Here is a 14,145-nt window from a genome sequence, read left to right on the forward strand (position 1 = left end):
ATGAGCCCGCGTCCGATGTTCTCCCGCAGGACAGCCGCCTGCGCACCCTGGGTACGGACCCGGCTGCGCACCGCCCCTGGCGCGGCCTGTGCGCTCGCGCTGCTGGTGCTGCTGACGGCGTTCCTGGCCGCCGCCTTCCCGCGCGCCGTCGACCGTTACGAGGACGAGGGGCTGCGCCACGATCTCGGTGCCGCAGCCCCCCGGCGCAGCATGCTGGAGGTCAGCAGCCCGCCGCCGGGTCTGCAGGTGCCCGAGGCGGAGCGCGAGGAAGCGGTGCGGGAGCCGTCGGTGGCCTCCGTGCACCGGACGTTGCTGGCCGGGCTGCCCGGTCCGCTTCGGCCGGACACCGGCCAGTCCGCGTACGGACTCCGGACGACGAGCCCGATCCCGGCCGGGGAGCGCTGGTTCCCCCGCCCCTACGGCATCGACCCGGAGCTGACGTACACGACGCAGTCGGCGCTGCCGGACCACTCCACCCTGCGTGCGGGCAGGTGGCCGGCCGTCCGCGGCGAGGTCACCGCCACCACCGAGGAGGTGGAGGCCGCGGTCACCGAGGAGACCGCGAAGGCGCTGCGGATCACCGTCGGTGCGACGGTCTCCGTCCCGGCCGTCAGGGGCGGGCACTTCACGGTACGGATCACCGGCATCGTCGCCCCGCTGCGTCCCGGGGCCGCCTACTGGTCGGCCGAGCCGCTGTTGCGTAAGCCCTCCCTGGTCGCCAAACCGACGAAGACCGAGCCGCTCTACTACTGGACCGCGGCCCTGCTGCTGCCTCCGGACGCGGCACCGGCGCTGCTCGCCACCACCGGTCAGCCCGAGGCGTACTGGCGGATCATGCCGGACGTCTCGCGGCTGACCACGCGGGACGTGCCGCGGCTCCGCTCGTCCGTGGCCTCCCTGGAGGGCGGCCCGGGGCTGCTGAAGGTGCGCGGGGCCGTCGGGGAGACCGCGACGGTGACGACCGACCTGGACGAGATCGTGAGCGCGTACGACGGGATGCGGCAGGCGATCCGCCCGGTCGTCACGGTCGCCGCCGTCGGCATCGGGGCCGTCGCCGTCATCGTCCTGCTGATGACGGGCGGGCTGATCGCCGGCCGGCGCCACACCGAACTCGCGCTGCTCCGGGCCCGCGGCGGGTCCCTGCGCTCCATCGGGGGCCGGCTGCTCGCCGAGACCGCGGTGACGGCCGTGCCCGCCGCGGCGCTGGGCCTGCTGCTCGCGGTGACGGCGATCGGCGGGACCAGGCTGTGGCCCTCGGCCGTCGGCGCCGCGGCGGTCGGCGCGCTGGTCTGCGCCGCGCTTCCGGTCCGTACCGTGCTCCTGCACCGCAGGCCGCGGCTGCACGGCGGCCGCGAGGACCTGGTGAGCGTCCGGCCGTCCCGGCGGCGCACCGTCGCCGAACTCACCGTGCTGGTGCTGGCCGTCGGCGCGGTCGTCGCCCTGCGCAGGCGCGGTACGGGCGGCGCCGGGGGCACCGACCTCCTGGTCAGCGCGGCCCCCGTGCTGGTCGGGCTGATCGCGGCCCTGGTCCTCGTCCGGCTCTACCCGCTGCCGCTGCGGCTCGCGCTGCGCTCCGTGGCGCGGCTGCGCGGCGCGGTCGGATTCCTGGCGCTGGCCCGCGCCGGACGCTCGTCGGCCGCCGGCACCCTGCCCCTGCTCGCGCTGCTGGTCGCGCTGACGACGGCGGCGTTCGGCGGCTCGGTGCTCGCGGGGGTCGCGGACGCCCGGGACACCGCGGCGGTGCTCGCGACCGGCGCGGACGCCCGGATCAGCGGCCGGGCCGACTCCGCGCCGCTCTCGGACGGCCTGGTCCGGACGGTGTCCGGGGCGGACGGCGTACGGGAGGTGGCGCGCGTCCAGATCGAGTACGGCGTCTCGCTGCCGCCGCCCGAGCACGGTTTCGAGGACGCGCGGGGCGCCACCCTGATCGGCGTCGACCCGGTCACCTACGCCCGGCTGGCGCGTTCCACCGGCATCGGCACCTTCCCCGCCGACCGCCTGAAGTACACCGGCCCGGCGACGCCGAAGGGCACGCCGCCGTCGCAGGACCGGGTGCTGCCCGTCCTCGCCTCGCCGTCCGTCGCCCAGCGGCTCGGGGACCGGACGCGCGATCTCCAGTCGATGGCCGGGGACTTCAAGATCCGGGTGGCGGGCACGGTGGCGCACACGCCCGCCGTCACCGACACCTCCTTCATGGTCGTCGACGCCGCCGCCCTCACCCACCGGCAGACCACCGCCCTGCTGCTCACCGGCGACCGGCTGGACGCGAAGGCACTGCGCGCGGCGGCCCACCACGCGGGCAAGGACCTCACCGTCCAACTCCGCTCCGAAGTGCGCGCGGCGTACGTGGACACCCCGATGCAGGTGGGTGCCGAGCGGATCTACACGGCGGCGATAGGGGCCGGTGCGGGCTACGCCCTGCTGGCCGTTCTTCTCTCCCTGCTCCGGAGCGCTCCGGAGCGCACCACTCTGCTGGCGCGGCTGCGCACCATGGGCATCGGCACCCGGCAGGGCGGACGCCTCCTCGGCTTCGAGGCGATGCCCCAGGCGCTGCTCGCCGCCGCGGGCGGGCTGCTCGTCGGCCGGGCGACCATCGCGCTGCTGGCACCGGGCGTCGATCTGGTGCACCTCGCGCTCTCGACCGGCCCCGGCTCCGGTCTGCTGTACAGCGCACCGCTGCGGGCGGACCCGTGGTCGATGGTCCTCCCGGCGCTGGGCGTGATCGTCCTGACCGCCGCGGTGGCCGGCGTACAGGCCTGGTGGACCGGCCGCCGCGGATCGATCACCGAACTCAGGGCAGGAGACTCCCGATGACGACGCAGTCGACCGATTCCACGCTGGCGGAGCTCGAACAGCGGGCCGCCGCACGCCGCGACCGGCCCTCCTACGGGCACGACGCGCTGATCTCCTGCGACCGGCTGGTGCGCATCTTCACCACGGACGGAGTGGAGGTGCAGGCCCTCCAGGGCCTCGATCTGCTGGTCAACGAGGGTGAGTTGCTGGCGTTGGTCGGCGCGTCCGGCAGCGGCAAGTCGACGCTGATGAACATCCTGGCGGGCCTCGACGTGCCCACGGCGGGGGCGGCGAAGGTGGCGGGCTGCGATCTGCTGTCCATGGGGCAGAAGGAGCGGCTCCGTTACCGCCGGGACGTGGTCGGGTTCGTCTGGCAGCAGACCGCGCGCAATCTCCTGCCCTACCTCACCGCGATCCAGAACATCACGCTGCCGATGCAACTGCGCGGCGGCGGGCGCAACCGCGAACGCGCCGCACGCGCCGAGTCGTTGCTCGCGATGCTGGACGTGGCGGAGTGCCGCGACCGGCGCCCGCAGCAGATGTCGGGCGGCCAGCAGCAGCGGGTGGCGATCGCGGTCTCGCTGGCCAACTCCCCCTCGGTCCTGCTCGCGGACGAGCCGACCGGGGAGCTGGACTCGGCCACCGGCGAGCAGGTCTTCGCCGCCTTCCGCCGCGCCAACGAGGAGCTCGGCACGACGATCGTGATCGTCACGCACGACCAGGCGGTCGCGAACGAGGTCCGCCGCACGGTCGCCATCCGCGACGGCCGTACGTCGTTCGAGGTGCTGCGCCGCACCGAGGTCGACGCGGCGACGGGCCAGGAGTCCCAGGTGGCACGCGAGTACGCGATGCTCGACCGCGCGGGCAGGCTGCAACTGCCGGCGGACTACACGGAGGCGCTGGGCATGGAGCACCGCGTGATGCTGGAACTGGAACAGGACCACATCGGTGTGTGGCCCGACGCCCCGGAGCCGGAGTGAGCGGGCCTGCCCGGGGGCGTCCCACGTCCCGCTATAGGATCCGCGCATGGCGACACACGAGCACGAGATCACCGAGCCTGTCGATCTCTGCCTGCCCGACGGCAGCCTCGACCCGGCGGCGGTCGGCTGGTCCCGGGTGCCGCTGCACCGCGCCAATCTGCGCGGCTGGGGCCGGACGAAGCGCTGGGAGTACTGGTGCGTGACGACGCCCACCCATCTGGTGGCGCTGACCGTCAGTGATCTCGACTTCCTCGCCCTGAACACGGTCTATCTGCTCGAATACGCCCCGGGCGGCCTGGAGTCGGAGCGCACCGCGATCATCCCCGGCGGCTTCGGCGTCGGGCTCCCCGACACCGTGGCCGGCGCCCCCGGATCCGGGGACGTGGTGGTCGGACCCGCGCGGCCGTCCGGCGGCAAGGTGCGCATCGAGATCCGCGACGAGAACGCCGGCACCCGGCTGAGGGCCCGTTGTCTGACCGCGGACCGGTTGCCGCTGGAGGTGGACCTGCTGGTCGCCCGGCCGCCGGGGCACGAATCGCTGTCCGTCGTGGTGCCGTGGAGCGATCAGCGCTTCCAGTACACCTCCAAGCACACCGCGCTCCCGGCGTCCGGCCAGGTCAGGATCGGCACGGAGTTCCTGGAGTTCGACGGGGACGACACCTGGGCCGTTCTGGACCACGGCCGCGGCCGCTGGCCGCGCACGGTCGACTGGAACTGGGGCGCCGCCTCCGGACGCACCGGCGGGCACACGGTGGGCCTCCAGTTCGGCGGACGCTGGACGGCGGGCACCGGCTCCACCGAGAACGGGCTCTGTGTGGACGGCCGGCTCACCAAGATCGGCGAGGAGCTGGACTGGCGGTGGTCGACGGCCGACCTCCTCGCCCCCTGGACCATCCGTACGCCCTCGTCCGGCCAGGTCGACCTGACGTTCACCCCGTTCCACAACCGGTCGGCACACACGGAGGCCGGTTTGATCGCCAACCGCACCGACCAGTGCTTCGGCCACTACGACGGCAGTATCCGCACCGACGACGGCAAGGAGATCGTGGTGGAGCGGCTGCTGGGCTGGGCCGAGGACGTCCACATGCGCTGGTGACTCAACGGGTTCACGCGTGTGCGGGCCCGGCCAGGCACGTCGGCACGTCAGGCGGTTCAGGCGGGTCGGCACGTCAGGACGTCAGGAACGGAATTCCTACCCGCCCACCGAGACATCGAGCATCCCCAGCCCGCCCCCGGCACCGGCCCGCCGCAAGGCGATCGCGCCGAACGGGGTGCGCAGCCGCAGCCACGCTCCCGACGCGAGCAGCGCGACGGGAAAGTCCGGTGCGGACCGGAGGAAGCCCAGGGCCTGCGCCGCGTGCACGGCCCGCAACGGCAGTTCCGTGCCCCCGACGGTCCGTGACCAGATGTCGCGCCCGATGAGGTCCCGCTCCGCCCGCGTACGCCGGTCCTCGGGCAGGCTCTCGTCGCGCGCCCGGAACTCCGCCACGGCGGCGGTCAGCGCCGTGCGCAGGGAGACGGGATCCGGCAGGCCCTGGCACTCCTGCCAGCCGCCGCGCGGGGGCAGCACGCCCGTCCACGGCGGTCCGGTCACCGGCGAGGGCAACGTCCCCGCACCGGTTTCCGGTCCCTCGACGTCCAGCGATTCCAGGAGTTCACCGGCCGACACCGTGGCATCGAAGTCATGTGCGTCCGCGAGCCGCACCGCCCGGACCGCCAGGACCTCGAAGGACGGCGGCCGGCCGAACACGGCGAGCGCCCCGCCGCCCGCCTGGAGGCGTACGGCGGCGGCCCGGTCGTAGTGGAGCAGCCGGCCGAGGAAGCCCGCGAGATCCGCGGCCTCCCTCGCGTCGGCGAACAGCAGCGGCTGCACGGGCACGGTCATGCCGCCGCGGGCTCCTCGGCCAGGTACTTCTGGAGGAAGAGCTTCTCCTCGGCGGAGATCCGCCGCGGGCGTTCCTCCGCCAGGTCGTACGGCACGACGATGGTCGACGCGCGTACGTACACCTGCTCGGGATCCTTGATCTCGTAGGCGATCGTCAGCGACGCGGCGCCGATCTTCGTGACCCAGGACTCGACGGTCACCGGCGAGTGCCGGTGGACCAGCGGCCGGACGTAGTCGATCTCGTGCCGGGCCACGACGGAACCGCCCGCGAACGACGGCGAACCGTCCCCCGGCGCCAGCCGGAACATGAAGTCGATGCGCGCCTCCTCCAGATAGCGGAGGAAGACCACGTTGTTGACGTGGCCGAAGGCATCCATGTCCGACCAGCGCAGCGGGCAGCTGTAGATGTGACGTGCCAAGACGATCAGCCTCGCGTGAGCTTCTTGTACGTGGCACGGTGCGGACGGGCCGCGTCCGCACCGAGGCGCTCGACCTTGTTCTTCTCGTACGACTCGAAGTTGCCCTCGAACCAGTACCACTTGGAGTCGCCCTCGTACGCCAGGATGTGCGTGGCGACGCGGTCCAGGAACCAACGGTCGTGGGAGATGACCACGGCCGCACCCGGGAACTCCAGGAGTGCGTTCTCCAGCGAGGAGAGGGTCTCGACGTCGAGGTCGTTGGTGGGCTCGTCGAGGAGCAGCAGGTTGCCGCCCTCCTTGAGCGTCAGCGCCAGGTTGAGGCGGTTGCGCTCACCACCGGAGAGCACACCGGCCGCCTTCTGCTGGTCCGGGCCCTTGAAGCCGAACGCGGAGACGTACGCCCGCGACGGCATCTCGACCTGGCCGACGTTGATGTAGTCCAGCTCGTCCGACACGACCGCCCAGAGGGACTTCTTGGGGTCGATGTTGGCGCGGGACTGGTCGACGTAGGAGATCTTGACCGTGTCGCCGACCTTGATGGAGCCGGAGTCCGGTGTCTCCAGACCCTGGATCATCTTGAACAGCGTGGTCTTGCCCGCGCCGTTCGGGCCGATGACGCCGACGATGCCGTTGCGCGGCAGTGTGAAGGACAGGTCGTCGATGAGGACCTTGTCGCCGAAGGCCTTCGAGAGGTTCTCGACGTTGACGACGATGGAACCGAGCCGCGGGCCCGGCGGGATCTGGATCTCCTCGAAGTCCAGCTTCCGCATCTTGTCCGCCTCGGCCGCCATCTCCTCGTACCGGGCGAGACGCGACTTGGACTTGGTCTGCCGGCCCTTGGCGTTGGAGCGGACCCACTCAAGCTCTTCCTTGAGCCGCTTCTGCCGCTTCTCGTCCTTGCGGCCCTCGACCTTGAGCCGGGTGGACTTCTTCTCCAGGTACGTGGAGTAGTTGCCCTCGTAGGCGATGGCACGGCCGCGGTCGAGTTCGAGGATCCACTCGGCGACGTTGTTCAGGAAGTACCGGTCGTGAGTGACGGCGATGACACAGCCCGCGTACTTCGAGAGGTGCTGCTCCAGCCAGTTCACCGACTCGGCGTCGAGGTGGTTGGTGGGCTCGTCGAGCAGCAGCAGGTCCGGTGCCTCGATGAGCAGCTTGCAGAGCGCGACACGGCGCTTCTCGCCACCGGAGAGGTTGACGACGGGCCAGTCGCCGGGCGGACAGCCCAGGGCGTCCATGGCCTGCTCCAGCTGCGCGTCCAGGTCCCACGCGTTGGCGTGGTCCAGGTCCTCCTGGAGCTTGCCCATCTCGTCCATGAGCGCGTCGGTGTAGTCGGTCGCCATTTCCTCGGCGACCTCGTTGAAGCGCTTCAGCTTGCCCATGATCTCGGCGGCGCCGTCCTGGACGTTCTCCAGCACGGACTTCGACTCGTCGAGCTTGGGCTCCTGCATGAGGATGCCGACGCTGAACCCGGGCGACAGGAAGGCGTCACCGTTGGACGGCTGCTCCAGTCCCGCCATGATCTTCAGCACCGTGGACTTACCGGCACCGTTGGGACCCACCACACCGATCTTCGCGCCGGGCAGGAAGCTCAGCGTCACGTCGTCAAGGATGACCTTGTCGCCGTGCGCCTTGCGTGTCTTGCGCATCGTGTAGATGTACTCAGCCAAGAGAAACCGTCCGGCAATCGATGAGTGGGCAGATACACCCCATCTTGCCTGACGTCCCTCCCCGGATGGAAACCAGTCCGGTCCCCGGTACGCACGTTCCCGGCCCTCGGAATGCGCGTACCCGGCCCCTCGGTACGCGACGGCCCCGGTACGCGGGTGCGTACCGGGGCCGTCATCAGCACATCGTGACCGTGTGCCTACGGTTCATCACTCGCCGGTGGACTGGCCCTTGCGCCGGCGGAGGAAGAAGACCGCGCCGCCGCCGATGACGACCAGGGCGATCGCGATTCCCGCGATGACCGGGGTGGCGTTGGAGCTGCCGGTCTCGGCGAGGTCTCCCTCGGCGCCCGAGGAGCTGCCGCCGGCCGTGGCGGTGGTCGTGCTGGGCTGGTCGGCGGTCTGGGTGTCGAGGCCGCCGGTGGTGGTGCTGCCGCTGGTCTTGCAGTCCAGCACGCCCTTGAACGTCTTCGTGAACCCGCCCGGCCCGGTGATCGTGAAGTCGTACGCCTGGTCCTCGGCGACCGGCACGGTCACGGTCTCGGACTTGCCGGCCTCGACGGTGTGCTCCGCCCCGGCCAGCTCGAAGGTGAACGCCTCGTCGCCCTTGTTGCTCGCGGTGACGTCCACACCGCCCTTGGCGCAGTTCTTCTTCGCGGAGAGCGCCGGCATCGCGCCCTTCTTGGCCCAGGTCGCGGTGGCGCCGGCCGAGACCGTGGACTCGCTGGAGCCGGCCAGGATCTGGGTCTGGCTCTTGGTCACCCCGGCGAAGGCCCGGCCGACCGGCACCGAGGTGGTGGCCTGGACGGTCAGCGCGGCCGAGCCGTCGGCTGAACCGGCCGGAACGTCGAAGTAGAGCTGGGAGCCGTTGGCCGCCGTGGTGACGGCCTTGCCCTTCTTGTCGGTGACCTTGATGCCGCTGGCGGAGTCGGCGGGCGGGGCCACCGAGACCTGACCGGCGTTGGTGCGCACGGTGACCGGCCCCAGCAGCTCACCGGACCGTCCGGACACGGCGGCGGGGTCCAGGGCGAGGGACGCCTTGGGCTCCGCCGTATCGGTGGCGGACTTCTCCAGCCAGTCGGCGAGCTTCTCCGCCTGGCCGTCCGACGCGTCGACGTCGGCGCTGTCCGAGAAGCGCCAGATGGCGACCTGGGTACCCGCCGCCGCGGTCTTCTCGGTGAGCGGCCCGGTGCCCGCCGCTTCCGCGAGGGCCGAGAGGTCGTCGATCTGCGGGTAGGAGTGCTCAAGGATCCAGCGGATCCGGCCGGCGTTCTTGTTGCCGCCCAGCGAGGTCTCGGCCCAGGGGGTCTCCAGGTACTTCGCCTGGTCCTGGGTGGGGTTGTGAATGTCGATGCAGTACGTCTTGAGCTTGCCGCCGCCGTCGACGGTCATCTCGAAGAGCCCGGCGGGCAGTCTCTGCTCCTTGCCGTCCGCGTGGAGCACCGCGACGTCGTACGTCTTCAACCCGTCCAGTACCGCGCTCGCGCCGCCCTGGTGCTGGGGCGCCTCGTCGGCAGCCGCGCCGCCCGCCCCCGCGAGGGTGCCGGCCATGACCAGACCGGATGCCACCACCGACGCGGCCAAGCGGGATATGCCCCGCATCCGTCGGGAACTGACCGTCGTCCTTGATGACGAGGCGGTCGCTGAAGAAGCAAAAAACACAGAATTCCCCTCCGGGCGAGACCCTCGCGCCTGGTGCGCGTGTGGGGAGTGTCCCGCCTGCCGACTCAAGTGCCCTGTGAGTACTGGGGAATCCTAAGGACGAAGCGAAGCACAGTCCCCCGTCATACCGTCGGACAACCATTCCGACTCGGAATCGTTATCCCCGGAAACGCTTGGGCCAGAGGCGGTTGGTGCGGCCGGTCAGGACGCGGGCACGAGTTCGGAGCCGCTTTTCCTGCGAACCGTCCGACGCCTGGCCGCCGGGCGTTCCGCCCGGTCCGGTTGATCCGACTCGCCTGGCAGGGGCGGCTGATTCGGCCCGCCCGGATGATCTGACCGAGCTGACTGATGATCCGGCTGTTCCGGTGTTTCTCGTGTCTCCGGACGGAACTCGCCCTGCACAGGCGTCTGTGCCTGTGGCGTCGGCCGGTCCCGGCCGGACACCTCGCGCACAGCCCATCGGTCCGGCTCCGCCGCCCCCGGGCCGCCGGTACGCGACACCAGCCCCGGTTCGGCCCTGACCACCCGTCGGAACGCCGATGTGCCCCGGGTCAGGTCGTGGCCCACCGCCGTCGCCTCGATGTCCACGAACGTCCTTCGCTGCCCCTCCCGTTCCTCCTCGCGCACCTTCAGCCTGCCGTGCACCACCAGGGGTTCCCCGACGGAAACGGAACCCGTCAGATTCGACGCCAGGGTCCGCCACGCCCACACGGTGTAGAAGCTGGTGTGCCCGTCCGCCCAGAGCTGTTTCTCCCGGTCCCACCGCCGGGGCGTCACCGCGAACCGGAATCGCGCCATTCCCCCGCTCGCGGTCTCCCGGAACTCCACACCGGTGGCCGCATTGCCCACCAGCGTCACCAAGGTCTCGTTCATGGCTCCGCCTCCCCTTCGGTCTGGATTCAGTGACCCGCGCCCTCGCGTCCGGTCACTGATCCCATGCTGAAGGGGAGGCGGAATTCCTGCTGGGGCCTGTGGACTAACGGCCTGTTGTGGAAAACTCCGTCACCGCCACATAGCGCTCCCGCACCTCGCGATAGCGCACCAGTTCCGCCGACACCGGATCGAGCACCCTGGCCCGCCCGCAGGCGGCCGCGGCCTCGCGCAGCCGGCGCTCGGCCTCCTGGCCGTACCGTCGTGCGGGCCCCCGGGCCGCCGCCGCGCACGACCACTCCACCAGCGGGCCGCCGATGATCCCCGCCAGCATCACCAGCGCGGGCGTCAGCAGTCCCGGTTCGAGTACGCCGATGATCTGGCCGATCAGCCACAGGCCGCCGAAGATCTGCAGCAACGTCATCGCCACCTGCGCCAGTACGGCCGCGGGCCACCAGGCCGGACGCGGTGGCCTGCCGCCGCGTCCCCGGTGCGTGCCGGTCCGCCCGCCGGGTTCCGCCGGCTCGCCGCTGTCGGCGTCCGCGCCCCGCCCCGGCGCCGCGCCGGCCCGCTCGGCCAGTTCGTCGAGCGCTTCGGGCAGCCCCTGCGCCCCGTGCACCGCGGCCTCGCGCACCGCTTGCGCCCACGGCCCCGGCAGCCCGTCCACGGCGTCGTCCGCGACCGTGCGTACCGCCTGTTCGACCCGCTGGCGGGCGGTGAGCTGCTCCTCGGGCGGCGTGGCGAGTGCCGCCCGGTCCAGGCCTCTCGGCTGCCTGGTGGACTCGTACCAGCGCCAGAGCCGCAGCCACGGCGTCCCGCAGGCCCGGCCCGCGTTGCGGCGCCATTCGCGCTCCGCCGCCTGGCCGGCCGCGGCGGCGCCGACGGCCTCCGCGAGCCGGTCGGCGAACTCCTCCCGGGCCCGCTCCCCCAGTCCTGGCCGCCCCTCGGCGACGTACACCGGACGGAGCCTGGCCGCAGCGGCGTCCACATCGGCGGAGAGCCGGCGCGTCGCGGCCGTGCGCTTCTGGACGAACCGGCCGAGGAGTTCGCGCAGTTCGCCCACCCCGTCGCCGGTGAGCGCGGACAGGGGCAGGACGGTGGCGCCCGGTTCGCCGTGTTCGCCCAGGGCCATGCCGTCCTCGTCGAGCAGCCGGCGCAGGTCGTCCAGGACCTGGTCGGCGGCCTCGCCCGGCAGCCGGTCGATCTGGTTGAGGACGACGAAGGTGACCTCCGCGTGTCCGGCGAGCGGCCGCAGGTAGCGCTCGTGCAGGGCGGCGTCCGCGTACTTCTCCGGGTCCACGACCCAGACCACCGCATCGACCAGCGCCAGTACCCGGTCCACCTGTTCGCGGTGTCCGGCCGCCGCCGAGTCGTGGTCGGGCAGATCGACCAGGACGAGCCCCTGGAGCGCCTCGTCGACCCCCGTACCGCTCGGCTGCGGCCTGCGCCTGAGCCGTCCCGGGATCGCCAGCCGGTCCAGCAGACCCGCGGCGCCGTCCGTCCACGAACAGGCGATGGGTGCGGCGGTGGTCGGCCTGCGCAGTCCGGCTTCGGAGATCTGCGCGCCCGCGAGGGAGTTGAAGAGCGTCGACTTGCCGCTGCCGCTCGCTCCGGCGATGGCGACAACGGTGTGCCGGGACGAGAGCCGCTGCCGGGCGGCGGCCTCGTCGAGCACCCGGCCCGCCTCGGCGAGGTCGGTCCGGTCGAGCCGGGCCCTGGAGAGTCCGACGAGTTCGCGCAGTACGTCCAGGCGGGGGCTGAGCGGGCTGCCGGAGGGGACGTACGCCTCGACCTGGGGGCGTACGTCGTCCTCCGGGGCGGGCGCCGGCGTCTCCTGGGGTACGGCTCCGGCGGCGCGGCGGGCGATGAGCCCGTCGTCCCAGCCCCTGGCCTGCCTGCCCCGGTCCTTCTCCAGGCCCTCGCGGGGGGCGGAACCCTCGTCCGGGCTCCGCCCCTGCTCCGGCTCCGGTCCGTGCCCCTGTCCCTGTCCCTGTCCCCGGCCCGGACCCTCGTCAGTGACGGCAGTCATCGCTGCCACCTCTCCTTCTGCAGTACGGACAGCGCGGCGATCAGTTCGGCCTGCGGCTCGGGGGCCACGTCGAGTGCGTCCAGTGGGGCGAGGCGCCGGTCGCGTTCGCCGCCCAGCACCTGGTCGAGATAGCTGGTGAGGAGTGCCCCGCCCTTGTCACGCAGCCTCAGCGCTCCCTGGGCGCCGATGCGTTCGGCTAGCTGTTCGCCCGCGGTGCGGGCCCGGCGGCCGCCCAGCAGAGCGGCGGCCAGCAGGGCGGCGACGGTCTCCGGGTCGGGCGCGGCGTTGCGTTCCATGAGGCGCACCTCTTCCTCGGCCAGCTCCTCCAGGACCCTGCGCCAGCGCCGTACGGTCATGGCGATCCGGCCCCGGATGTCTTCGGCGGGTCCCCATCCGCCCTCTTCCCGGCCCACCGTCTCGAAGCCGAACACCGCGGCCGCCGGCTCCCGCTGCCAGGTCGTCCGGATCTGTTCGTCGGCGGCCGCCACCGCGCACTCAAGGAGTGCGGCGAGGCTCTCCACCAGGGCTTCGAGGATTTCTTCCGAGGTGCTGTACAGCGGGTATCCGCGCCACCGGGTCCGGGCGTCCCCGGCGAGCGCGCCGCCGTTCTGCAGCCGCCGCCGGACCCGTGCGCCCTCCTTCCGGTACGCCTCCTCGACCACGCCGGTCAGCCGCACGGCGGCCGCGTACTGGGCCGCGACGGCCCCGGCCAGCGCCGGCATCCGGACGTCGAGCGAGTCGATGACCCCGGCGGCCGTACGTCCGACCGCCTGCTGACGGGCCGCCGGATCCTGCGCGCGGTGGGTGAGCCAGGCGCGCAGCGGGGCGACCGCCGTGGTGGGCAGCAGTCCGCTGCCGCCGCCCGCCGACTCGGGCAGTTCGGGGATGGTGAAGCGGGGCACCTCGCCGAGGCCGGCCTTGGTGAGGAGCGCCCCGTACTGCCGCGACACCTCGGCGATCACCTGGTGCGGTACCCGGTCCAGGACGGTGACGAGCGAGGCGTCGTACTCCTTGGCGGTACGCAGTAGATGCCAGGGCACGGCGTCGGCGTACCGGGCGGCGGTGGTCACCATCACCCAGACGTCCGCCGCGCAGACGAGTTCGGCGGCCAGTACCCGGTTGCGCACGACGAGCGAGTCGATGTCGGGGGCGTCCAGCAGGGCGAGCCCGCGCGGCAGACCGGCGGCGGTCTCGATGCGCAGCGCGGTCCCGTCCTCGGCCGCGTGCCCGTCGAGTCCGTCGAGGTCGTCGCACTGGCCGGGGTTCGCGGACTCCTCGGGCGGCAGCCAGACCCGGGTCAGCTGCGGGAGCACCCGGATGTCCGCGAACCAGTGGTGATCATCCGGATGGCAGACCAGCACCGGGGTGCGGGTGGTCGGCCGCAGCACCCCGGCCTCACTGACCCGGCGCCCCACAAGGGAGTTGACGAGCGTCGACTTGCCCGCGCCAGTGGACCCGCCGATGACGGCGAGCAGGGGTGCCTCGGGGTCCTTGAGGCGGGGCAGCAGATAGTCGTCGAGCTGGGCGAGCAGCTCGATCCTGGTCTGCCTGGCGCGTGGAGCGCCCGGCAGCGGGAGTGGAAGACGCACGGCAGCGACACGGTCGCGCAGGGCGGAAAGTGCGTCGATGAGCTGAGGCCGTACGTCCAAGGTCACCACATGCGAAGAATGCCCAATTTTGGCGCCTTTTTGAAGCGTATAGACCCCTCTGCGCGGCGGTTCCTCCTCAGGACAGAGGGGACGAGTGGGGCGCAGGCATAACGAGTGCACAACACCCGGGGCGTGAGGCGCCAAAAGCGATGCGTGAATCGCACCTACCTGCGATTATCGTTTCGCTTCAC

General features: G+C 72.2%; 10 protein-coding genes. 3 read left to right on the forward strand and 7 right to left on the reverse strand.

Annotated features, from left to right (window positions below; genetic code table 11):
* From AB0I52_RS19190 to AB0I52_RS19200, 3 genes are read left to right on the forward strand one after another with little or no spacing between them, the layout of a single operon-like run.
* Positions 1 to 2,814 (forward strand): ABC transporter permease, encoded by a 2,814-nt coding sequence (locus tag AB0I52_RS19190; protein WP_363074034.1) that lies wholly within the window; start codon positions 1 to 3, stop codon positions 2,812 to 2,814.
* Positions 2,811 to 3,773, forward strand: coding sequence for an ABC transporter ATP-binding protein (locus tag AB0I52_RS19195; RefSeq protein WP_363074036.1), 963 nt, complete (start codon positions 2,811 to 2,813; stop codon positions 3,771 to 3,773). The genes AB0I52_RS19190 and AB0I52_RS19195 overlap by 4 nt, the downstream gene beginning before the upstream one ends.
* A gap of 46 nt (positions 3,774 to 3,819) precedes the next feature.
* Positions 3,820 to 4,869, forward strand: coding sequence for a DUF2804 domain-containing protein (locus tag AB0I52_RS19200; RefSeq protein WP_363074038.1), 1,050 nt, complete (start codon positions 3,820 to 3,822; stop codon positions 4,867 to 4,869).
* A gap of 96 nt (positions 4,870 to 4,965) precedes the next feature.
* On the opposite strand, the gene AB0I52_RS19205 is transcribed toward AB0I52_RS19200, so the two are convergent.
* From AB0I52_RS19205 to AB0I52_RS19235, 7 genes are all read right to left on the reverse strand, one after another.
* Entirely contained in the window at positions 4,966 to 5,658 is a 693-nt protein-coding gene (locus AB0I52_RS19205; protein ID WP_363074040.1) for a hypothetical protein, read from the reverse strand.
* Positions 5,655 to 6,077 (reverse strand): thioesterase family protein, encoded by a 423-nt coding sequence (locus AB0I52_RS19210; RefSeq protein WP_207317066.1) that lies wholly within the window; start codon positions 6,075 to 6,077, stop codon positions 5,655 to 5,657. Before AB0I52_RS19210 ends, AB0I52_RS19205 begins: the two co-directional genes overlap by 4 nt.
* Positions 6,078 to 6,082: 5 nt before the next feature.
* Complete coding sequence (ettA, locus tag AB0I52_RS19215; protein WP_363074042.1) at positions 6,083 to 7,747, reverse strand: energy-dependent translational throttle protein EttA; 1,665 nt, start codon at positions 7,745 to 7,747, stop codon at positions 6,083 to 6,085.
* 207 nt (positions 7,748 to 7,954) lie between these two features.
* Entirely contained in the window at positions 7,955 to 9,406 is a 1,452-nt protein-coding gene (locus AB0I52_RS19220) for an LAETG motif-containing sortase-dependent surface protein (protein ID WP_363074044.1), read from the reverse strand.
* Between the two features lie 201 nt (positions 9,407 to 9,607).
* A complete protein-coding gene (locus AB0I52_RS19225) occupies positions 9,608 to 10,279 on the reverse strand; it encodes a single-stranded DNA-binding protein (protein ID WP_363074046.1) in 672 nt (223 codons plus the stop codon).
* Positions 10,280 to 10,382: 103 nt separating this feature from the next.
* Positions 10,383 to 12,305 carry a YfjP family GTPase gene (locus tag AB0I52_RS19230; RefSeq protein WP_363074048.1) on the reverse strand — a complete coding sequence of 641 codons (1,923 nt, stop codon included), beginning with the start codon at positions 12,303 to 12,305 and terminating at the stop codon, positions 10,383 to 10,385.
* Positions 12,302 to 13,954, reverse strand: a complete 1,653-nt coding sequence (locus AB0I52_RS19235; protein ID WP_363074103.1) for a dynamin family protein — start codon at positions 13,952 to 13,954, stop codon at positions 12,302 to 12,304. Before AB0I52_RS19235 ends, AB0I52_RS19230 begins: the two co-directional genes overlap by 4 nt.
* Between the last annotated feature and the right edge of the window lie 191 nt (positions 13,955 to 14,145).

It is taken from the genome of Streptomyces sp. NPDC050423 (genome assembly GCF_040655445.1).
GTDB lineage: Bacteria > Actinomycetota > Actinomycetes > Streptomycetales > Streptomycetaceae > Streptomyces.